18 protein-coding genes and 1 pseudogene are annotated in these 20,973 nt (G+C 61.0%); 2 read left to right on the top strand and 17 right to left on the bottom strand.

Going from position 1 to position 20,973, the window contains the following annotated elements:
- Positions 1-152: 152 nt before the first annotated feature.
- The 15 genes from dtd to hutC form a co-directional block, all read right to left on the bottom strand.
- Entirely contained in the window at positions 153-590 is a 438-nt protein-coding gene (gene dtd, locus AC3ITA_RS01725; protein ID WP_095942337.1) for a D-aminoacyl-tRNA deacylase, read from the bottom strand.
- Positions 587-1,558, bottom strand: coding sequence for a prolyl aminopeptidase (gene pip / locus AC3ITA_RS01720; protein WP_095942336.1), 972 nt, complete (start codon positions 1,556-1,558; stop codon positions 587-589). Before pip ends, dtd begins: the two co-directional genes overlap by 4 nt.
- 105 nt (positions 1,559-1,663) lie before the next feature.
- Positions 1,664-2,569, bottom strand: coding sequence for an alpha/beta hydrolase (locus AC3ITA_RS01715; protein WP_489279245.1), 906 nt, complete (start codon positions 2,567-2,569; stop codon positions 1,664-1,666).
- 151 nt (positions 2,570-2,720) lie between these two features.
- Positions 2,721-3,677 carry a choline ABC transporter substrate-binding protein gene (locus AC3ITA_RS01710; RefSeq protein WP_095942334.1) on the bottom strand — a complete coding sequence of 319 codons (957 nt, stop codon included), beginning with the start codon at positions 3,675-3,677 and terminating at the stop codon, positions 2,721-2,723.
- Between the two features lie 244 nt (positions 3,678-3,921).
- Positions 3,922-4,725, bottom strand: a complete 804-nt coding sequence (hutG, locus tag AC3ITA_RS01705) for an N-formylglutamate deformylase (protein ID WP_489279243.1) — start codon at positions 4,723-4,725, stop codon at positions 3,922-3,924.
- A gap of 10 nt (positions 4,726-4,735) precedes the next feature.
- Positions 4,736-5,941: an imidazolonepropionase gene (gene hutI / locus AC3ITA_RS01700; RefSeq protein WP_489279241.1), complete on the bottom strand. Its 1,206-nt coding sequence runs from the start codon at positions 5,939-5,941 to the stop codon at positions 4,736-4,738.
- A 17-nt stretch (positions 5,942-5,958) separates the two neighbouring features.
- Positions 5,959-7,365, bottom strand: a complete 1,407-nt coding sequence (locus tag AC3ITA_RS01695; protein ID WP_489279239.1) for an amino acid permease — start codon at positions 7,363-7,365, stop codon at positions 5,959-5,961.
- A gap of 109 nt (positions 7,366-7,474) precedes the next feature.
- Positions 7,475-9,007, bottom strand: a complete 1,533-nt coding sequence (gene hutH, locus AC3ITA_RS01690) for a histidine ammonia-lyase (RefSeq protein ID WP_409078526.1) — start codon at positions 9,005-9,007, stop codon at positions 7,475-7,477.
- 113 nt (positions 9,008-9,120) lie between these two features.
- Positions 9,121-10,644 (bottom strand): histidine ammonia-lyase, encoded by a 1,524-nt coding sequence (gene hutH, locus AC3ITA_RS01685; RefSeq protein WP_489279237.1) that lies wholly within the window; start codon positions 10,642-10,644, stop codon positions 9,121-9,123.
- Positions 10,645-10,776: 132 nt separating this feature from the next.
- Positions 10,777-11,607 (bottom strand): quaternary amine ABC transporter ATP-binding protein, encoded by an 831-nt coding sequence (locus AC3ITA_RS01680; protein WP_095942328.1) that lies wholly within the window; start codon positions 11,605-11,607, stop codon positions 10,777-10,779.
- Positions 11,604-12,455, bottom strand: coding sequence for an ABC transporter permease (locus tag AC3ITA_RS01675; protein WP_095942327.1), 852 nt, complete (start codon positions 12,453-12,455; stop codon positions 11,604-11,606). Before AC3ITA_RS01675 ends, AC3ITA_RS01680 begins: the two co-directional genes overlap by 4 nt.
- 70 nt (positions 12,456-12,525) lie before the next feature.
- A complete protein-coding gene (locus AC3ITA_RS01670; RefSeq protein ID WP_150672323.1) occupies positions 12,526-13,494 on the bottom strand; it encodes an ABC transporter substrate-binding protein in 969 nt (322 codons plus the stop codon).
- Between the two features lie 233 nt (positions 13,495-13,727).
- Complete coding sequence (gene hutU, locus AC3ITA_RS01665; protein WP_095942325.1) at positions 13,728-15,410, bottom strand: urocanate hydratase; 1,683 nt, start codon at positions 15,408-15,410, stop codon at positions 13,728-13,730.
- A gap of 489 nt (positions 15,411-15,899) precedes the next feature.
- Positions 15,900-16,469, bottom strand: a complete 570-nt coding sequence (locus tag AC3ITA_RS01660) for a HutD/Ves family protein (protein ID WP_095942324.1) — start codon at positions 16,467-16,469, stop codon at positions 15,900-15,902.
- Positions 16,466-17,176 (bottom strand): histidine utilization transcriptional repressor HutC, encoded by a 711-nt coding sequence (hutC, locus tag AC3ITA_RS01655; protein WP_172435301.1) that lies wholly within the window; start codon positions 17,174-17,176, stop codon positions 16,466-16,468. Before hutC ends, AC3ITA_RS01660 begins: the two co-directional genes overlap by 4 nt.
- 146 nt (positions 17,177-17,322) lie before the next feature.
- Between hutC and AC3ITA_RS01650 the strand changes: the two genes are divergently transcribed.
- Positions 17,323-18,687 (top strand): formimidoylglutamate deiminase, encoded by a 1,365-nt coding sequence (locus AC3ITA_RS01650; protein ID WP_489279235.1) that lies wholly within the window; start codon positions 17,323-17,325, stop codon positions 18,685-18,687.
- Positions 18,688-18,794: 107 nt separating this feature from the next.
- Here the strand turns inward: AC3ITA_RS01650 and AC3ITA_RS01645 are convergent, their stop codons facing one another.
- Positions 18,795-19,364 carry a lipocalin family protein gene (locus AC3ITA_RS01645; RefSeq protein ID WP_414927859.1) on the bottom strand — a complete coding sequence of 190 codons (570 nt, stop codon included), beginning with the start codon at positions 19,362-19,364 and terminating at the stop codon, positions 18,795-18,797.
- Between the two features lie 30 nt (positions 19,365-19,394).
- A complete protein-coding gene (locus tag AC3ITA_RS01640; RefSeq protein WP_007975531.1) occupies positions 19,395-19,649 on the bottom strand; it encodes a hypothetical protein in 255 nt (84 codons plus the stop codon).
- A gap of 282 nt (positions 19,650-19,931) precedes the next feature.
- Between AC3ITA_RS01640 and AC3ITA_RS01635 the strand changes: the two are divergent.
- Positions 19,932-20,966 (top strand): annotated as a pseudogene (locus AC3ITA_RS01635) (HAMP domain-containing protein); the annotation flags it as partial.
- Between the last annotated feature and the right edge of the window lie 7 nt (positions 20,967-20,973).

The following is a 20,973-nucleotide window of genomic DNA, read 5'->3' as shown; positions in this document are numbered from 1 at the left end:
ACCTAAGTCAAAATGGACCAACGAACGCTGATCCCCGTAGCGCGGGATTATCTAGTAGGCCGCGTTACAACGCATCAGGGGTAACAAAGTATTTATCGCGAAAAAACCCTGTTTTCAGTCGAAATGAGCGTAAAAACTTGTTTCAAACGCTTTCAGGTCTGTAACAGGAAGGTTACCGGGCCATCATTGACCAGGTGCACCTGCATATCCGCGCCGAATCTACCTGATGCCACAGTGCCATGCACCTGTTTCGCTTTGCTTAATAGATAGTCGAACAGCTCCTCGCCCAGCGCTGGAGGGGCCGCAGTCGAGAAACCCGGACGCAGCCCGCTTTTGGTATCGGCAGCCAGGGTGAACTGAGAGACCAGCAGCAGCCCGCCGCCCACATCCGCCAGGGACAGATTCATCTTGCCCTCGGCGTCACTGAATACCCGATAGTTAAGCAGTTTATTAAGAAGTTTGTCGGCGCTGGCCCGCGTATCGTCGGGCTCGACGGCTACCAGGACCAGCAATCCCTGATCGACGGCACCCACAATCTCGCCCCCGACCTCGACTCGCGCGCCGCGCACACGCTGCAGCAGGCCCTTCATGCTTCTTCAGGCGGCAGATCGAGCAGACGCCGGGCCATCTGATCGGCGGCGCGTACCAGCGCGTCGGTGATGCCAGGCTCGGAAGCGGCATGACCGGCATCGCGGATGACCTGCAGTTCGCTGTTCGGCCAGGCCTGATGCAATTCCCAGGCGTTATCCAGCGGGCAGATCACGTCATATCGACCATGGATGATCACACCAGGCAAATGGGCGATCTTGCCCATGTCGCGGATCAACTGGTTCTGCTCCAGGAAGGCGTGATTGGTGAAGTAGTGGCATTCGATGCGGGCAATCGACAGCGCACGTTGCGGCTCGGAGAAACGGTCGACTACCAGCGGGTTGGGACGCAGGGTCGCGGTGCGGCCCTCCCAGGTGGACCAAGCCTTGGCCGCGTGCATCTGGGCGATCTGGTCGTTGCCGACCAGGCGTTTGTGAAACGCGGTGAGCAAGTCACCGCGCTCGTCCAGCGGGATCGGCGCGATGTAGTCCTGCCAGTAATCGGGGAACAGACGGCTGGCGCCGGCCTGGTAGAACCATTCGATTTCCTGCGGACGGCAGAGAAAGATCCCACGCAGGATCAGACCATGTACCCGCTCAGGATGGGTTTGCGCGTAGGCCAGTGCCAGGGTCGACCCCCAGGAGCCGCCAAACAGCACCCATTTGTCGATGCCCAGGTGCTGGCGAATCCTCTCGAGGTCGGCGACCAGATCCCAGGTGGTGTTGTTTTCCAGGCTGGCGTGGGGGGTGGAGCGACCACAGCCACGCTGATCGAAGGTGACAATGCGATAGAGGTTGGGATCGAAGAAGCAACGACTCTGGGCATCACATCCGGCACCGGGGCCGCCGTGGATGAACACCACCGGCAAACCTTCCGGTGAACCGCTTTCGTCGACGTACAGGGTGTGGGTCGCATCGACGGCCAGATCGTGCCGGGCGTAGGGTTTGATCTGCGGGTACAAAGTCTGCATTGCGCACTCCGTAAGGGGTCGAGGTCATCCCTGGGGGGACTTTCTATTATTCTGCCGTCCGGCATCATAAACCCGATTTACGTCAATGAGCATGCCCGTGCGGAGTCAGAGTTTTTCCGCAAGATAACCAAACAGGGTTTCGTACAGTGCATCGACCTCGGCCGCCTGCCCGCGGGCCCGCAAACAGCCATGGACCAAACCCGCGCCGACATACAGCGTGGCAGCAACGCCCGCGGCATTCAGTCGCTCGGCATACAGCACGCCGTCGTCACGCAACGGGTCGAATTGCGCCACGGCGATCAATGCAGGTGGCAATCCGCTGAAGTCCGTGGCGAGCAATGGCATGGCGTAGGCGTCCGGATGGCGGGTGCCTTGCAGGTAAAGCGCGTGATAGCAATCGACGTCACTGCTGCCGAGTAATGGCGCGTCGATGCACTCACTGCGCGACGGCAGGCGGTGATCGCCGCCCAACCCCGGATAGATCAGCACCTGCGCGCACGGCACCGGCTCACCGGCATCGCGTAGCGCCAGGCACAACGCCGCCGCGAGGTTGCCACCGGCACTGTCGCCGGCCACCAGCGTACGCGCAGGATCGAGTTGAAACGGCCCGGTGCGCAGTGCTCGCCAGACCTTCAGGCAATCATCGAACGCGGCGGGAAACGGATGCTCCGGTGCCCGGCGGTAATCGACGGCGATCACCCGCACACCGAGTGCCGATGCCCATTCGGCGCAGATGAAATCGTGGGAATCGAGGTCCCCCACCACCCAGCCGCCGCCATGCAGGTAAACGATGCACGACGCACCGCTGGCTGGTGGTTGATAGGAACGAACAGCGACACCAGCCAACTCGAAATCGGCCACATGCAACCCGGCGGGGCGTGCCGGGGTAAACGCCCGGCACATCTCGCTGTAGGCCTGGCGCAACCCGGTGATGCTGCTGTCGGTGCTGCTGAAACTCAGGGTTTTGTCGACGAATGCTGTCATTTGCCTGGAAAGCGGGTAAGGAGCCATAAACCTGGTGCCCGTTCAGAAAAGTCGGTGAAATCCCCCTGTAGGAGCGAGCCTGCTCGCGATGGCGGCGCGTCAGTCGATCTATTCTGAATGTCCTACCGCTATCGCGAGCAGGCTCACTCCTACAGGTTTTGCACAGATCAGACAGGGGTCAGTTCTTGAGACTGGCCTGAACCGTCGCCATGCCATCCTTGCCATCGAAACTGCTGACACCCGCCAGCCAGCGCTGCAAGTCTTCCGGATGGTCACGCAGCCATTTCTTCGCGACATCCTGAGCCGTCTGGCGCTCCATGATCGGCACCATCAACTGGCTTTCCTGGGCGGCGGTGAAGGTCAGGTTTTCCAGCAGGCGATTGACGTTCGGGCAGCGCTGGGCGTAATCCGGCGCAGTCACGGTGGAAACGGTCGCCGCGCCTTCATTCGGCCCGTACACGTCTTCACTGCCGGTCAGATAGTCGATCTTCATGTTGATGTTCATCGGGTGCGGGGTCCAGCCGACGAACACCACGAACTCCTTGCGATTCACCGCCCGCTGCACGGCCGCCAGCATCCCGGCCTCACCGGACTCGATCAGTTTGAAGTCCTTGAGGCCAAAGTGATTGGTTTCGATCATGGTCTTGATCGTGGTGTTGGCGCCGCTGCCCGGCTCGATGCCGTAGATCTTGCCGCCGAGTTGATCCTTGAACCTGGCGATGTCGGCAAAGGTTTTCAAGCCCGCCGCTGCCACATAGTCAGGGACCGCGAGGGTGGCCTGGGCGTCGGCCAGGCTCGGTTTGTCCATGACCTTGACCTGATTGGCAGCCACGAAGGGGGCGATGTTTTTATCCATCGCCGGTTTCCAGTAACCGAGGAAGATGTCCAGGCGCTTGTCGCGGATGCCGGCGAAGATGATTTGCTGCACGGCGCTGGTCTGCTTGCTTTCGTAGCCCAGACCGTTGAGCAGCACATCGGCCATGCCACTGGTGGCGATCACGTCGGTCCAGTTGACCACGCCCATACGCACGGTTTTGCAGGAGGCATCGTCCGCGGCCATGGCGCCGGCGCTCAACAGCGCGGTACCGCAGAAGATTGAGAGACAGCGGGTGAACAGACCTTTGGGGCTTGTCATGGATAGCATTCTCGTGCGGCAGCGGATTATTGTCGGGGCGGTGTCTTTGTGCACCGTGGCCAGAACATTACGCAGCAGACGAGTGGTAGAAGCGAACTGTGGCGACCGTGTTTTGCACGGTGGCGACTTGTAGGAGCGAGCTTGCTCGCGATGGAGGACAACGATGACGCGGGCTGCCTGAATGCATACGTTGACCTGACGTTTTTCGCGAGCAAGCTCGCTCCTACAGAGACCGCACCAAGCCTTAATGCCCGTAGTGCTTCTCGCCCCAGGCCAACAACCCTTGCAGCAACTCCTTCAACACCACCCGCGTCGGCTCCGCCAGATCCGGGCGATAACGGAACGGCTCGAACTCTTCCATGTAGGTGCACTGCCCCAACTCCAGTTGCACCGCGTGGATGTTCTCGGCCGGGTTGCCGTAATGGCGGGTGATGTGGCCGCCCTTGAAGCGCCCGTTCAGTACGTGGGTGTAGTTGTCGTGAAGCGCGCAGACCGCTTCCAGTCGCGTCGCAAGCTGTGGATCGCAACTGGCGCCATTGAAGGTGCCGAGGTTGAAGTCCGGCAGTTTGCCGTCGAACAGGTGCGGGATGATCGAGCGGATCGAATGCGCGTCGAACAGCAACGCGTAGCCGAACTCGGCCGTCATCCGCGCCAGTTCCTGCTGCAAGGTGCTGTGATACGGCGTCCAGATCTGCTCCAGATAAGTCGCGCGCTCATCGGCAGAAGGCTCCAACCCTTCGCGGAACAACGGTATGCCGTCGAACAACGTGGCCGGGTACAGGCCGGTGGTCGCGCCCACGTACAGCGGCTTGTCGTCGGACGGCCGGTTCAGGTCGATGACGAACCGCGAGTACTCGGCGGCCAGGGTGCTTGCACCCAGTTCCGTGGCGAAGTCGTAAAGCTGCGGGATATGCCAGTCGGTATCCGGCAGGCTTTTCGCGTCAGGGATCAACCCGGCTTCGACCGCAGGGGTCAGGCGCACGCCAGCGTGGGGCATGCTGATCAGCAGCGGTACGCGGCCTTGTTTGAAGTTCAGAACCTTATCCACAACAGATCTCCTACAGACTTGATTCGACGCCGTGGCGCACGACGCGTTTTTCCAGGTCGCCGCCCAGCCAGTAACACAGGTCGGCCGGACGATCGATTTGCCAGGCGACGAAGTCCGCGACCTTGCCGACTTCCAGCGAACCATGGGTGTCGGCCATGCCCAGCGCGGTGGCGGCGTGAATCGTCGCGCCGGCCAGGGTTTCTTCCGGGGTCATGCGGAAACAGGTGCAGGCCATGTTCAGCATCAAGCGCAACGACAGCGCCGGCGAGGTGCCCGGGTTGAGGTCGCTGGCGATGGCGATTTTCACGCCGTGCTTGCGCAGGGCGTCCATCGGTGGCAACTGGGTTTCACGCAGGAAGTAAAAGGCACCGGGCAACAGCACCGCGACCGTGCCGGATTCAGCCATGGCAATGGCGTCATCCTCGGTCATGAATTCCAGGTGATCGGCAGACAGCGCGTGGTAACGCGCCGCCAGGCTCGAACCATGCAGCGACGACAATTGCTCCGCGTGCAGTTTCACCGGCAACCCCAGTTCCTGGGCTGTGATGAAGACGCGCTCGACCTGTGCAGGCGAGAACGCCAGGTATTCACAAAATGCGTCCACCGCATCCACCAGCCCTTCGGCGGCCAGAGCCGGGAGCATCTCGGCGCAGATGTGATCGATGTAGTCGTCAGCGCGATCCTTGTACTCCGGCGGCAAAGCGTGAGCCGCCAGGCAGGTGCTGCGCACGCTGACCGGCAATTCGGCGCCGAGGCGACGGGCCACGCGCAGCATCTTGCGTTCGTTGGCCAGGTCCAGGCCGTAGCCGGACTTGATTTCGATGCTGGTGACGCCATCGCGCATCAGGCTTTTCAGGCGTTTGGCGGCGCTGGCGAACAATTCATCTTCGCTGGCCGCGCGGGTGGCGCGCACGGTGCTGGCGATGCCGCCACCGCTGGCGGCGATTTCCGCATAGCTGACGCCTTGCAGGCGCTGCTCGAATTCACCGCTGCGGTTTCCGCCGAACACCGTGTGGGTGTGGCAGTCGATCAGGCCCGGTGTGACCCAGGCCCCGTTCAAATCATTGACGGCCGGGTACTCGCCCGCCGGCAACTCACCGCGCGGGCCGATCCACTCAATGTGCGCTCCTGACGTCACGATGGCCGCGTCCTCGATGATCGAGTAGACGCCTTGTGCCATGGTTGCGACGTGACAGTGTTGCCAGAGCGTTTTCATCCTTGGCCTCCATTAGGTTATCGATGAGAAAAAACAGGGTCCTGTGTCACCAGGGCAGCCTGGTCCGCCGCCGGTTTCACCCATGTCAGGTAAGCCAGCACCAGCAACACGATCCAGACCACGCCGACGATCAGCGCCGCCTGGGTGTCCGGGAAATAGCCCAGCACGCCGAAAATGAACAGCATGAAGGCAATCGCCGCCGCCGGCGCATAGGGCCAGAACGGTACCGGGAATTTCAGTTGTGCAACCTGCTCGGCGCTCATGGAGCGGCGCATCGCCACTTGGGTCACCAGAATCATCAGCCAGACCCACACCGTGGCAAAGGTCGCGATGGAAGCGATCAACAGGAACACGTTTTCCGGGATCAGGTAGTTCAGCAAAACGCCCAGCAACAGTGCGGCACTCATCACCACGACCGTCATCCATGGCACGCCATTGCGCGACAGGCGGGCGAAGCCCTTGGGTGCATGCCCTTGCTGGGCCAGACCGAACATCATGCGGCCAGCGCCGAAGATGTCACTGTTGATCGCCGAAATCGCCGCCGTGATCACCACGATATTGAGGATGGTGGCCGCCGAGCTGATCCCCAGCTTGTCGAAAATCTGCACGAACGGGCTGCCCTGGCTGCCGATCTGCTGCCATGGAAAGATCGACATCAACACCAGCATCGTCAGCACGTAGAACAGCAGGATCCGCAACGGAACAGCATTGATCGCCCGGGGCAGCACGTGCTGCGGGTCCTTGGCTTCACCTGCCGTTACGCCGATGATTTCAATACCGCCAAACGCAAACATCACCACCGCGAACGAAGCAATCAGACCGCTCATGCCATTGGGCATGAAGCCGCCATGGCTCCAGAGGTTGCTGATGTCGGTCGCTTGGCCGGGGGCCGAGCTGATGCCGAACCACATGATGCCGAAACCACCCAGGATCATCGCGATGATAGCCGCGACCTTGAGCAGCGACAGCCAGAACTCCATTTCACCGAAGACTTTGACGTTGCACAGGTTCAGGCCGCCGACGATGGAAACGACACCCAGCACCCAGATCCAGCGGGAAACCTCCGGGAACCAGAAGCCCATGTAGATACCGAATGCAGTGACGTCGGCCATGCCGACGATGACCATTTCGAATGCGTAGGTCCAACCGAGGATGAAGCCCGCCATCGGCCCCAGATAGGTGCTGGCGTACTGGCCGAAAGAGCCGGCCACCGGGTTGTGCACCGCCATCTCACCGAGGGCGCGCATGACCATGAACACTGCCGCGCCACCGATCAGGTAAGCGAGCAGTACCGCAGGCCCGGCCATTTGAATGGCCGAGGCAGATCCATAAAACAGCCCGGTGCCGATCGCCGACCCCAGCGCCATGAAGCGAATATGTCGGGCAGAGAGCCCGCGTTTCAAACCTTTTTCTGGCTGTTGCATTTCTCGTCCCTAATTATTGTTATTCGACGCAAAATCGAATCGCTGGCAAGCCAGCTCCTACAGGTTCAGTACGATCCATGTGGGAGCGGGCTTGCTCGCGAAGGGGTCATTACAGGCTAGGCAACAACTTCGCCGTCACCAGCTCGTTCAGGCAACGCGAGGCCAACAATTCAGACGCCGCATTGATGTCCGGCGCGAAGAAGCGGTCTTTCTCGTAGAACGGCACGTCAGCACGCAAGATGGCACGGGCCTTTTCCAGTTTCGGCGAGGTCTTCAAGCCATTGCGCAGGTCCAGGCCCTGAACGGCCGCCAGCCATTCCACGGCGAGAATCCCACGGGTGTTCTCGGCCATTTCCCACAGACGCTTGCCAGCCGCCGGCGCCATCGATACGTGGTCTTCCTGGTTGGCGGAAGTCGGCAGGCTGTCCACCGAATGCGGATGGGACAGGGCCTTGTTCTCGCTGGCCAGTGCCGCCGCGGTCACCTGGGCGATCATGAAGCCGGAGTTCACGCCACCGTTGGCCACCAGGAACGGCGGCAGTTGCGACATGTGCTTGTCCATCATCAGCGAGATACGGCGCTCGCTCAGGGAACCGATTTCAGCGATGGCCAGCGCCATGTTGTCAGCGGCCATGGCCACCGGCTCGGCGTGGAAGTTGCCACCGGAGATCACGTCGCCTTCAGCGGCGAACACCAACGGGTTGTCGGAAACGGCGTTGGCTTCGATCGCCAGCACTTCGGCCGCCTGACGGAACTGAGTCAGGCAGGCGCCCATGACTTGTGGCTGGCAGCGCAGGGAGTACGGGTCCTGGACCTTCTCGCAGTTTTCGTGGGAGTCGGAGACTTCGCTGCGCTCGCCCAGCAGGTCGCGGTAAGCGGCGGCGGCGTCGATCTGGCCTTTCTGGCCACGGGCAGCGTGGATGCGTGCGTCGAACGGCGAGCGCGAGCCCAGGACCGCTTCAACGGTCAGGCCGCCCAGTGCCAAGGCACCGGCGAACAGGTCTTCGCCTTCGAACAGGCCACGCAGGGCAAAAGCAGTGGACACCTGAGTGCCGTTGAGCAGCGCCAGGCCTTCTTTCGCAGCCAGGGTCAGCGGGGTCAGACCCGCAACTTTCAGCGCTTCGGTGGCTTCCATCCACTCGCCTTTGTAGCGCGCCTTGCCTTCGCCCAGCAGCACCAGCGACATGTGGGCCAGAGGCGCCAGGTCACCGGAAGCACCCACCGAGCCTTTCAATGGAATGTGCGGGTAGACCTCGGCGTTGATCAGGGCGATCAGCGCATCGATCACCACACGACGGATACCGGAGAAACCACGGCTCAGGCTGTTGACCTTGAGCACCATGATCAGCCGCACCAGCTCATCGCTGATCGGCTGGCCGACACCGGCAGCGTGGGACAGCACCAGCGAGCGCTGCAGGTTTTCCAGGTCTTCGCTGGCGATGCGGGTCGAGGCCAGCAGGCCGAAACCGGTGTTGATGCCGTAGGCGGTGCGGTTCTCGGCGAGGATCTGTTCCACGCAGGCAACGCTGGCTTCGATCTGGGCCGAGGCGCTGTGGTCGAGGGTCAGTTTCACCGGCTGCTGATAGACGTCACGCAGTTGGGCGAGGCTCAGTTGGCCGGGAATCAGGTTTAGCGCAGTCATTTTGTGCTCCTTTTGAGAGTTGTTGTTAACTCACCAGACGCTCCGGAGATGTCCGTTGTCCGTCGCGTCTGCCTTTTGGGGAGCCGCGCCTTGGCACGCTGGTGTTGTGGAAGTCAGTTCAGTTCTGGAAAAGCGTTGTGCAGCAAAATCGGGTCTTTCAATACCGCAGCAGCGGCGGCAATGTCCGGTGCCAACCAGCGATCCTGGTCGTAGGGGGCAACATGCTCGCGCAGCAGACGCCAGGCAGTATCGGTGCCCGCGCCGAAGCGTTGTTCTTTGAGGAACTCGAACGCCTGGGCCGCCAACAGGTACTCGATGGCGAGGATCTGCGTGCAGTTTTCCAGCGCGCGGTGCAGCTTCAGCGCGGCGTTGGTGCCCAGGCTCAGGTGGTCTTCCTGCAAACCCGACGTCACGTAGTTATCCAGCACCGCCGGTTGCGCCAGTTGACGATTCTCCGCGCACAGCGAAGCGGCCACGTATTGCACGATCATCATCCCGGAGTTAACACCCGGCTTGGCCACCAGGAAGGCCGGCAGGCCGCTCACGTGCGGATTGATCAAGCGGTCCAGGCGACGCTCGGCGATGGAGCCGATTTCCGCCATGGCAATCGCCAGCAGGTCCGCCGCCAGCGCCACGGATTGACCATGTGGGTTGGCCTGGGAAACCACGCGGTAATTGTCCGCAGTACCCAGCAGCAGAGGGTTGTCGGTGGCGCCGTTGAGTTCGGTTTCGATTTGCCTGGTCGCGTGTACCAATTGGTCGCGAGCGGCGCCGTGCACCTGCGGAATCGAGCGGATGCTCAGGGCGTCTTGCGTACGAATGCCTTTGCTCTTGGCGATCACTTCGCTGCCGTCGAGCAAGGCCCGCAGGTTGATCCCGACCTGCTGCATGCCAGGGTGCGGCTTGAGCGCGATGATCTCGGCATCGAACGCGTCGATCTGCCCGCGCTGGGCTTCGAAGCTCATGGCACCGATCACGTCGGCCCACTCCAGCAGGCGCGCGGCATCGGCAATCGCCAGGCAGCTCAGGCCGGTCATGCACGGCGTACCGTTGACCAGGCACAAACCGTCCTTGGCCCCGAGCCTGACCGGTTGCAGGCCTTCTTCGGCCAACGCTTGCTGCGCAGAAACGATCTGGCCGCGATAGCTGACATTGCCGACACCCAGCAGCGCGATGCCGATGTGTGCCATGTGGGTCAGGTAGCCCACGGAACCCTGGGACGGCACTTGCGGGGTGATGCCACGGTTGAGCAGCGCCAGCAGGGCTTCAACGACCTGACGGTGCAGGCCGGATTTGCCATGGCTGTAGTTGACGACGGCGGCGCACATGATCGAGCGGGTCTGCTCGTTGGTCAGTGGCGCGCCAACGCCACAGGCGTGGCTGAGCAAGGTGTTGCGTGACAGCTGGCTGAGTTGTTCGTCCTGCAGCGAGACGTTGCACAGCGCACCCAGGCCGGTGTTGATGCCGTAGGCACGTTCGCCGCTGGTGACGATGCGCTGGACGATGGCCTGCGCGTTTTCGATGCGCGCCCAGATCGGTGCCGACAGCTCAAGCTGTGCGCCATCGCGGGCCACGGCGACCACGTCCTGCCAAGTGACCTGCGCTTCGGTGATAACGATTTTTTCAGCCTGGGACATCTTCAACCTCATCCAAATATTGATGCAGCTTCACCGCCGCCTTCGCGAGCAGGCTCGCTCCCACATTGGAATGCATTTCCCTGTGGGAGCGAGCCTGCTCGCGAAGGGGCCAGCTCACTCACTGCAAATCTCTCAAACCACCGCCGCCCGACGCTGCACAAAGCGGTCGACATATTCATCCGCCGGCGAATGCAGGATCTCTTTCGGCGTGCCGACCTGGATCAGGCGGCCATCCTTGAGGATCGCAATGCGGTTGCCGATGCGCACGGCTTCGTCGAGGTCGTGGGTGATGAAAACGATGGTCTTGTGCAGGGTCTTTTGCAGTTCCAGCAACTGGTCCTGCATTTCGGCGCGGATCAGCGGGTCGAGGGCGCTGAAGGCCTCGTCCATCAGGATGATGTCGGTGTCCGCCGCCAGGGCGCGGGCCAGGCCCACACGTTGACGCATGCCGCCGGAGAGCTGGTGCGGGTATTTGTTTTCGTAGCCCTTGAGGCCCACGGTGTTGATCCAGTGCAGCGCACGCTCGGCGCACATGGCTTTGGTTTCGCCACGGATTTTCAGGCCGTAGGCGACGTTGTCCAGCACGCTCTTGTGCGGCAACAGGCCGAAGCTCTGGAACACCATGCTGATCTTGCGCCGACGAAATTCGCGCAGGGCTTCCATGTCGTATTGCAGGATGTCCACGCCATCCACCAGGATCGCGCCGCTGGTCGGGTCGATCAGGCGGTTGAAGTGGCGGACCAGGGTCGACTTGCCGGAACCCGACAGGCCCATGATCACGAAGATCTCGCCGCTGCCGATGCTCAGGGACAGGTCGTTCACGCCGACCACGCAGCCGGTCTCGGCCAGCACCTGATCCTTGGTCTTGCCCTGGCCGATCATGGCCAGCGCATCCTTGGAACGGTTGCCGAAAATCTTGAAGACGTTCTTGACTTCGATCTTGCTCACGGTTGCGTTGTTCATTTGCTCACCTCATGCCGTGCGCGACCGTACGCTTGTGTAATGCGGTCGATCACCACGGCCAGAATCACGATCGCCAGACCGGCTTCAAGGCCACGTCCGACGTTGAGGGTCTGAATCCCCACCAGCACGTCTTCACCCAGGCCACGGGCACCGATCATCGAGGCAATCACCACCATCGACAGGGCCATCATGGTGGTCTGGTTGATCCCGGCCATGATGCTCGGCAGGGCCAGAGGCAGTTGCACGCCGAACAGTTGCTGCCAGCGGTTGGCACCGAAGGCGTTGATCGCTTCCATCACTTCGCCGTCAACCTGGCGAATGCCCAGATCGGTCAAGCGGATCAGTGGCGGCGCGGCGTAGATCACCGTGGCGAAAATCGCCGGGACCTTGCCCAGGCCAAACAGCATCAGCACCGGGATCAGGTACACGAAGCTCGGCATGGTCTGCATGATGTCCAGCAACGGCATCAATATCGAACGCAGGCGATTGCTGCGCGCCGAGAGAATGCCCAGCGGAATGCCGATCAACACCGAAATGATCGTCGCCACCATCATCAGCGCCAGGGTCTGCATCAGCTTGTCCCAGAGGCCGACCGCACCCACCAGGAACAGCAGACCGACGATGACGCCAGTGGTCACGACCTTGCGGGTCGCGTGCCAGGCCACACCGGCCACGATCGCCAGCATCAGCCACCAGGGTGCCGCGCGCAGCAGGCTTTCGAGATTGACGATGGCCCACAACAGGGTGTCGGAGATGCTGCGAAAAACGTCGCCGTAGTTGGTGACCAGCGAATCGACCCAACCGTTGACCCAGTCGGCGATGGAAAAGGTAAAGCTTTCGGGAAACATAAGAGACTCTCAATCAAGGGGTTGCGATCAAGCATCCGACTGCCGTTGCCGACAGCCGGAAAAGCCCAACCTACAAGGCCGCGTCGATTTTCTTGGCTGCGTCTTCGCTCACCCATGCGTGCCAGACTTCAGGATGTTCCTTCAGGAAGATCTTGGCCAGTTTTGGCGACTCGATCCGCTCTTTGGTCATGCGCCCAAGGTTCTGGTTCAGCAGGTCGATTGGCACGTTGACCTTTTCCAGCACGGCCACCAGTTCCGGTGCTTCGTCGTGGAAGGTCTTGGACAGGCCGACCTTGATGGTTACGGTCTTGTTCACGCCTGGTTTCTCTTCGAGTTTGACCACGTCGATCTGGCCCATCAGCGGGGTTGGCGACCAGTAGTAGAACAGGATCGGCTCGCCACGCTTGTAGCTCGACAGCACGGCGGCATCCAGTGCCGGGCCGGTGCCTGGGCGGAAGTTGGTGTAGGTGCTTTCCAGGCCGTAGCTTTTCAGCATTTCGCTGTTGTCCAGCTCACAGGTCCAGCCGGCCGGGCAGTTGTAGAAACGGCCCTTGGACGGCTCTTCGGCGTCCTTGAACACTGCCGAGTATTTGCCCAGGTCAGCAATGTTTTTCAGGTCCGGGGCCTTGGCTTCCAGCTTGCGCTTGGCGTCGCCTTCGATCACGTAGCGCGGCACGTACCAGCCTTCGATCGCGCCAACCACCGGCGCGCCGACACCGACGACCTTGCCGGCCTTCTCGGCCTTGTTCCAGACTTCGCTGCGGCCGACCCATTCTTCGGCAAACACTTGAATATCGTTGCTGCCCAGGGCGTTTTCCATGGTGATGGAGTTGCCCGGCAGGCTGTCAGTCTTGCAGTCGTAGCCTTTCTCCAACACGACTTGCATCACGTCGGTCAGCAGCATGGCGCTTTCCCAGTTCAAACCGGCGAATTTCACCGGTTTACCCGACTCGCACCAACCCGCCGCCTGAGTGGCGCCAGCGCTGGCCAGCAGGCCCATGGAAAGCAATGTGGTCAGCAGGGTCTTGTTCGATTTCATTGTTGTGACGCTCCTAATCATGAATTGGCTTACGGCAGTCAAGAGGCATCCAGCCCTGTCCACGTCCAATCAGGCCTGCGCCGCAGCGCGACTGACATTCAGCTTTTGTTCGGTGACAGCGTCCTGCTCGAAACGGCAGGATCAAACGGTCTGGTATTGCGTAATGCCGCTGCGTGGCCAGTGAGAGCGAGCGAACTCGCTCTCACATAAAAGCAGCTCCCACAGATCAGGTGTTACTTGCCGGTAATCATCGGCAGGTTCAGCCCTTGTTCCTTGGCGCAGTCGATGGCGATCTGGTAACCGGCATCGGCGTGACGCATAACGCCAGTGGCCGGGTCGTTGTGCAGCACGCGAGCGATACGCTCGGCCGCTTCGTCAGTACCGTCGCAGACAATCACCATGCCCGAGTGCTGGGAGAAGCCCATGCCGACGCCGCCGCCGTGGTGCAGGGAAACCCAGGTCGCGCCGCTCGCGGTGTTGAGCAAGGCGTTGAGCAGTGGCCAGTCGGAAACGGCGTCGGAACCGTCCTGCATCGATTCGGTTTCGCGGTTCGGGCTCGATACCGAACCGGAGTCCAGGTGGTCGCGGCCGATCACGATGGGCGCGGACAACTCGCCGCTGCGTACCATTTCGTTGAACGCCAGGCCCAGCTTGGCGCGCAGGCCCAGGCCAACCCAGCAGATACGTGCCGGTAGACCCTGGAAGCTGATGCGCTCACGGGCCATGTCCAACCAGTTGTGCAGGTGGGCGTCGTCCGGGATCAGTTCCTTGACCTTGGCGTCGGTCTTGTAGATGTCTTCAGCGTTGCCCGACAGTGCAGCCCAACGGAACGGGCCGATGCCACGGCAGAACAGCGGACGGATGTAGGCCGGTACGAAACCCGGGAAGTCGAATGCGTTTTCCACGCCTTCTTCCTGCGCCATCTGACGGATATTGTTGCCGTAGTCGAAGGTCGGTACGCCCATTTTCTGGAACTCGAGCATCGCTTTGACGTGCACGGCCATCGATTGCTTGGCGGCCTTTACCACAGCGGCTGGCTCGGTCTTGGCGCGAGCGCGGTATTCGTCCCAGGTCCAGCCGGCCGGCAGGTAGCCGTTGAGCGGGTCGTGGGCGCTGGTCTGGTCGGTAACCATGTCCGGGCGTACGCCACGCTTGACCAGTTCCGGCAGGATTTCAGCGGCGTTGCCCAGCAGTGCGATGGAAATCGCCTTGCCTTCTTTGGTGTACTTGGCGATGCGGGCCAGAGCGTCGTCGAGGTCGGTAGCCTGCTCATCGACGTAGCGGCTTTTCAGACGGAAATCGATGCTGATCTGCTGGCATTCGATGTTCAGCGAGCAAGCGCCGGCCAGGGTTGCAGCCAGAGGCTGGGCGCCACCCATGCCGCCAAGGCCAGCGGTCAGTACCCACTTGCCCTTGAGGTCATCGTTGTAGTGTTGGCGACCGGCTTCGACGAAGGTTTCGTAGGTGCCTTGGACGATGCCCTGGCTGCCGATGTAGATCCAGCTGCCGGCGGTCATCTGGCCGTACATGGCCAGGCCTTTGGCGTCCAGTTCGTTGAAGTGCTCCCAGCTCGCCCAATGTGGAACCAGGTTGGAGTTGGCGATCAGTACGCGCGGGGCATTGCTGTGGGTCTTGAACACGCCGACCGGCTTGCCGGACTGCACCAGCAGGGTCTCGTCGTCGTTCAGGTTGGTCAGGCTTTCGACGATCTTGTCGTAGCATTCCCAGTTACGTGCAGCGCGACCGATACCACCGTAAACCACCAGCTCTTTAGGGTTCTCGGCGACTTCCGGGTCGAGGTTGTTCATCAGCATGCGCAGCGGCGCTTCGGTCAGCCAGCTCTTGGCGGTCAGCTTGTTACCGCGTGCGGCACGGATTTCAACGTCACGAAACTTGGTACGTTTAATGTCAGTCACGAAAAAGACTCCTCAGCAATCAATCCAAACCAACCCAGGCAGTGGGCGAGCAAGCCAATGGGCATCAGTGCACACCGGCGAATCAGTGGACGATGGTTGAGTCTTCGTGACTCATACGCATACGTCTTTACTTGTACATACAAGCATATGCAATCAAGCGGCCAACTTGTTGGATGAGCATTCAAGAAAAATTCGGAAATGGCTGGAGAGCGCCTGAAACAAGGGTTGTGGCGAAGATGAAATTTTTTGAGGGGGATTTTTGTGGCGAGGAGATTTTGTTACTTGAGCGTGGTTTTGCGCCACGCTGGGGCGTTCGGTAACAACGTGGTGCGCTGTGGGAAACGTAATTTGGAAGGGAAACGACATCGCGAGCAAACCCAACCCTGTAGGAGCGAGCTTGCTCGCGAAAAACACATGGGCGCCGCAGGGCATCTGGTTTTACGCGTTTTCGTTCACGACCATCGCGAGCAAGCTCGCTCCTACAGGAGATCAGCGCGTTGTCAGTTCGATCACGCAGCAGGCGCCATTGCTGGAGACTTCCAGCAGCCCGGTGTTACCGTCCAGTTGCAGGCAATCATGCCGACCCAGTTGCGAAGCGTTGTCACCGACCTTCACTTCCAGCGCTTCACTAATACTGAATACCAGCACCGTATCCGCCGAGCTGAAGAACCGCTGCTCGCCGCTCAACCACTGCAACCGCGCAGCGTAACGCTGCGGCGCGTAAATCAGGTTGAAATCGCGAATCGGACCGCCGAGCAATGTGCAGGAAACCTTGCTTTCACCGCTGAAGGCAAACGGGTCCAGCGGTAACAGTGGCCGCGTAACCTGGCCGTCAACCGACAGCGACATGCCGTCGCCCTGCAACACGGTGATCACCCGCTCGTAACCGGCGAAGGTGGAAAACCCGCCCGACTCGCCTATGTCGGCAATCGACAGGCGCCAGCCAAAGCCATCCAGGCCGGTGCCGGCGTCACGGGTGATCTCTTCGGTGCTGCCGCCACCGTTTTTCCAGGGCATGCGCGGGTAATCTTTGGCGCGTAGAACTTTCAGACTGCTCATTTATGGAACCGACCTTCCAGACGATGACGGGAACCGGGGTGGATCAAGCGGGCGGCGGTCACCGGCTGACGACCGGACCAGGTGCGGCGACGGATCAGCAGGCACGGTTCGCCTTTTTCAATCTGCAGCAATTTGCATTCGGACGCCTCGGCCAGGATCGCCTCGACCACGTGCTCGCCTTCGGTCAGCGGCGCGACCTGGTTCAGATAGGCGTATGGCGTTTGCAGGGTGAAGTCCTGTTTGAGGTAGTCCGGTGCCACCAGCGCGTTGACGAAACGGTCTTCGATTTGCACCGGAATATCGTTTTCGAAATGCACGATCAGCGAATGGAACACCTTCTGCCCTTCGCGCATGTCCAGGGCCAGGGCGCGCTCTGAGCCGGCGGCCTCTTCTTCAAGGGTGATGACCTTGCAGGTGTGGCGATGACCGCGAGAGGCGATTTCGTCGGCGATGTTGTGCACTTCAAACAGGGCTGACTGGCTTTTCGGCTCGGCGACGAACGTACCGACGCCTTGCATGCGCACCAACAGGCCATCGGCGGTCATCTCGCGCAGGGCGCGGTTGATGGTCATGCGGCTGAAGCCCAACTGGCTGACCAGCTCGCTTTCCGACGGAACGCGGTAGTGCGGCGGCCAGTTTCCACTGTCGATTTGCTGGGTGATCATTTGTTTGACGCGGGCGTACAGGGGCGCCGGACTGTCGCCCATGTTCGCGGCCAACGGAGAGACTGGAGGCGGAGTCGGCACGGTTAATCCTTGGTCGTTTGGATAGGGTTGCTAGCTTGCCGGAGTTTACCGGGCAGGCAAACGTCTGTATATGTATATACAAATAACACACGATGGGGTGCTGAACCATGTCCGCCTTCTTTGCCGAACGCGCGCTGCTGCCTAGTGGATGGGCCAACAATGTACGTCTTGAGGTCAACGCCGACGGCGTTTTGACCCATATCCAGGCCGATTCCAACGCAGATGGCGCCGAACGGTTAAGCGGTCCGCTGCTGCCTGGCATGCCGAACCTGCACTCCCACGCCTTCCAGCGGGCCATGGCCGGGCTGGCGGAAGTGGCGGGCAATCCGAACGACAGTTTCTGGACCTGGCGCGACCTGATGTATCGCCTCGTCGGAAAAATCAGCCCGGAACAACTCGGCGTCATCGCTCGTCAGCTGTACATCGAAATGCTCAAGGCCGGTTACACATCGGTGGCGGAATTTCATTACGTACACCATGACACCAATGGCCAGCCTTACGCGGACCCGGCCGAACTGGCCCTGCGTATCAGCCAGGCCGCAGGTTCCGCCGGTATCGGCCTGACCCTGCTGCCGGTGCTCTACAGTCACTCCGGTTTCGGCGGCCAAGCGCCGAACGACGGTCAGCGTCGTTTTATCAACAGCACCGAAAACTACCTCAAGCTGCAATCGCGCCTGCAACTGGTGCTGGCGCAGCAACCGGCGCAAGCCCTGGGCCTGTGTTTTCACTCGCTGCGCGCGGTCACGCCGCAACAGATCAGCGAAGTGCTGGCGGCCAGCGACAAGCAATGCCCGGTGCACATCCATATCGCCGAGCAACAGAAAGAAGTCGACGACTGCCTGACCTGGAGCGGTCGTCGTCCGCTGCAATGGCTGTACGAAAACGTCGACGTCGATCAGCGCTGGTGCCTGGTCCACGCGACTCATGCCAACCCGGAAGAAGTCACGTCGATGGCCAAGAGTCGCGCCATTGCCGGCCTGTGCCTGACCACCGAAGCCAACCTGGGCGACGGGATTTTCCCGGCGGTGGATTTCCTCGCCCAGGGCGGTCGCATGGGTATCGGTTCCGACAGCCATGTGTCGTTGAGCGTGGTGGAAGAATTGCGTTGGCTGGAATACGGCCAGCGTCTGCGTGACCAGCGGCGTAATCGTTTGTATGGCGCGGATCAGCCGATGGTCGGCCGCACACTGTTTGATGCCGCGCTGGATGGCGGCGCCCAGGCATTGGGCCAGCCGATTGGCACCCTGGCAGTCGGCAAGCGCGCTGACTGGTTGGTGCTCGATGGCAACGACCCGTACCTGGCAACGGCCAGCGGCGACGGGATTCTCAACCGCTGGTTGTTTGCCGGTGGCGATCGTCAGGTGCGGGATGTGTTGGTCAATGGCCAGTGGGTGGTGCGTGACGGGCGGCATGCTGACGAGGAAGAAAGCAGCCGCGCCTTCACTCAGGTCCTGCGCGATCTTCTGAACTAACGCAAAAACCCTGTAGGAGCGAGCCTGCTCGCGATGGTGTATCAGTCGACATCGCTGTGTCTGACACTCCATCGCGAGCAGGCTCGCTCCTACAGGGTCATGCGTTGTTAGTTGGACGTCTCGGCCATCTGCTGTTCCGACGCCCGCCAGATCAGCCGCGTGGTGTCATAACCCTGCTGACGTGCCTTGCTCAGCAGTTCCTCACGCACGACACCGTTCACGGTTGGTGTGCGCGACAACAGCCATAAATACTTCCGGCTCGGATCACCGACAATGGCGGTCTTGTAGTCATCGCTGACATACAGCACCCAGTATTCACCCTTCGCCGTACCCGGGATCAGCCTGGAGAACCAGGTATCGAACTCGATCCACAGTTTGTCACCCTTGCCGGGCACCTGTGGATAAGCCGTGCCCTTGACCTCTTCCCATTGCCACTGCGCCGTCAGGCAGCGGTTCAACACCGCGACATTGCCGTCAGGCTTGAGCGTGTAATGAGCTTCGGATTGCGCGCAGTCGCGCTGGAAGTACATCGGCATACGAGCCAGCTCGTACCAAGTGCCCTGGTAGCGCTTGAGGTTGACGCTATTGACAGTCTTGGGGGCCAATGGGTCCTGGCCAGACGTGGCACAGCCGGCCAACACCAGGCCGGCAAAAAGGATGATCAATAACCGCTTCATTATTTTTCTCCCGTGGGCGATCGCCCCGGTTTACTTCAGGCCTTGGCCGGAAAACATCAGCACTTTGTCACCGGCGAACTGCACGCTGATAAAGCTGTTCTTGTCGCCCCAGGTGCAGCTGGACATGCCGAGCGCGCCTGAACAATCGGCGGGTTTGCCCAACAGGGTCTCCACATCGGCCTTGGCCATGCCGGCGGAGAGCTTCGAGTAGTTTTCCTGATTGACCTTGCTGCAGGCAGCGAGCAATACGCAGAACGAAAGCAGGGCGATGGAACGCAACGACATGGTGAAACTCCGGGGGCGTAGGGGGATTGGCATGGCTGCCAAGCTGAAGCTTAGAAGAGAAAACCCCTGTCAGGTTCCCTGCCCGGCAGGCTATTTATCGGGCCACTCGTCTACCTTTTGCCGAAAATCAGCCACTTTGCCTGTTTACCGGGCATTTCGTCGTTTTTCAGAGATTGCGCCTAATCTTTGGCGCTGTTCAGTCGACATAAATGCAACGCAAAGCCACGTCGGTGGCATTTGCCCTCCCATTTTGTAGAACAGCCCCTCTGCGGTAGCTCATCCATGACCAGAAACATGAAGTTCAGCCACAAGATATTGCTGGCTGCCGCCCTCGTAGTGGCCGTCGCATTCGCTTGTTTCATCCTGTTCAACGACTATCGCCAACGCGAAACCTTGCGCACCAGTACCGAAGCCTCGATGCAGGAACTCGGCAGCCTGACCACCAGCAACATCCAGACCTGGCTGGAAAGCCGCATGCAATTGCTGCAGTCGATGGCCCAACAGATCAACGCCGACGGCAATGCTACCGCTGGCCTGAAACGGATCATCGACCTGCCCGCCTACACCGGCAACTTCCAGCTGAGTTACTTCGGTGGCGCCGACGGCGTGATGTTCTCGGTCCCGGCGGGCAACCGCGCGGCGGACTACGACCCGCGCGCCCGTGGCTGGTACAAGGCGGCCAATAGCGCACAACAGACCATCGTCACCGAGCCGTACATTGCCGCCTCCTCCGGCAAGCTGGTGATCACCGTCGCCACTCCCGTGCAGCATCAGGGCCAGATGATCGGCGTCGCCGGTGCCGACATCGATCTGTCCAGCGTCAGCGCGATCATCAATTCGCTGAACTTCGGCGGTCACGGCCATGCGTTCATCGTCGGTGCCGACGGCAAGATCCTGATTCACCCGGACAGCAAGCTGGTCCTCAAGAACCTGAACGAGGCCTACCCCAACGGTGCGCCGAAAGTCAGCCCGGGCATGAAAGAAGTCGAGATCGACGGCAAGCGCCAGTTCATCTCCTTCACCCACGTCAACGGCGTGCCATCGGCGGACTGGTACGTGGCGCTGGTGCTCGACCAGGAAACGGCGTTCTCGATGCTCAGTGAATTCCGCACCTCGGCGATCATCGCCATGGTGATTGCCGTGGTGATCATCATTGTGCTGCTGGGCATGCTGATCAGGCTGCTGATGCAGCCGCTGCTGACCATGGGCCGCGCCATGCACGACATCGCCGAAGGCGAAGGTGACCTGACCAAACGCCTGACCATTCACGGCCACGACGAATTCGGCGCGCTGGGGCTGTCGTTCAACCGCTTCGTCGAGCGCA

The organism is Pseudomonas sp. GL_090 (genome assembly GCF_057837765.1).
Note: the sequence above shows the minus strand (reverse complement) of the source record. Positions and strands in the feature narration are given on the sequence as shown.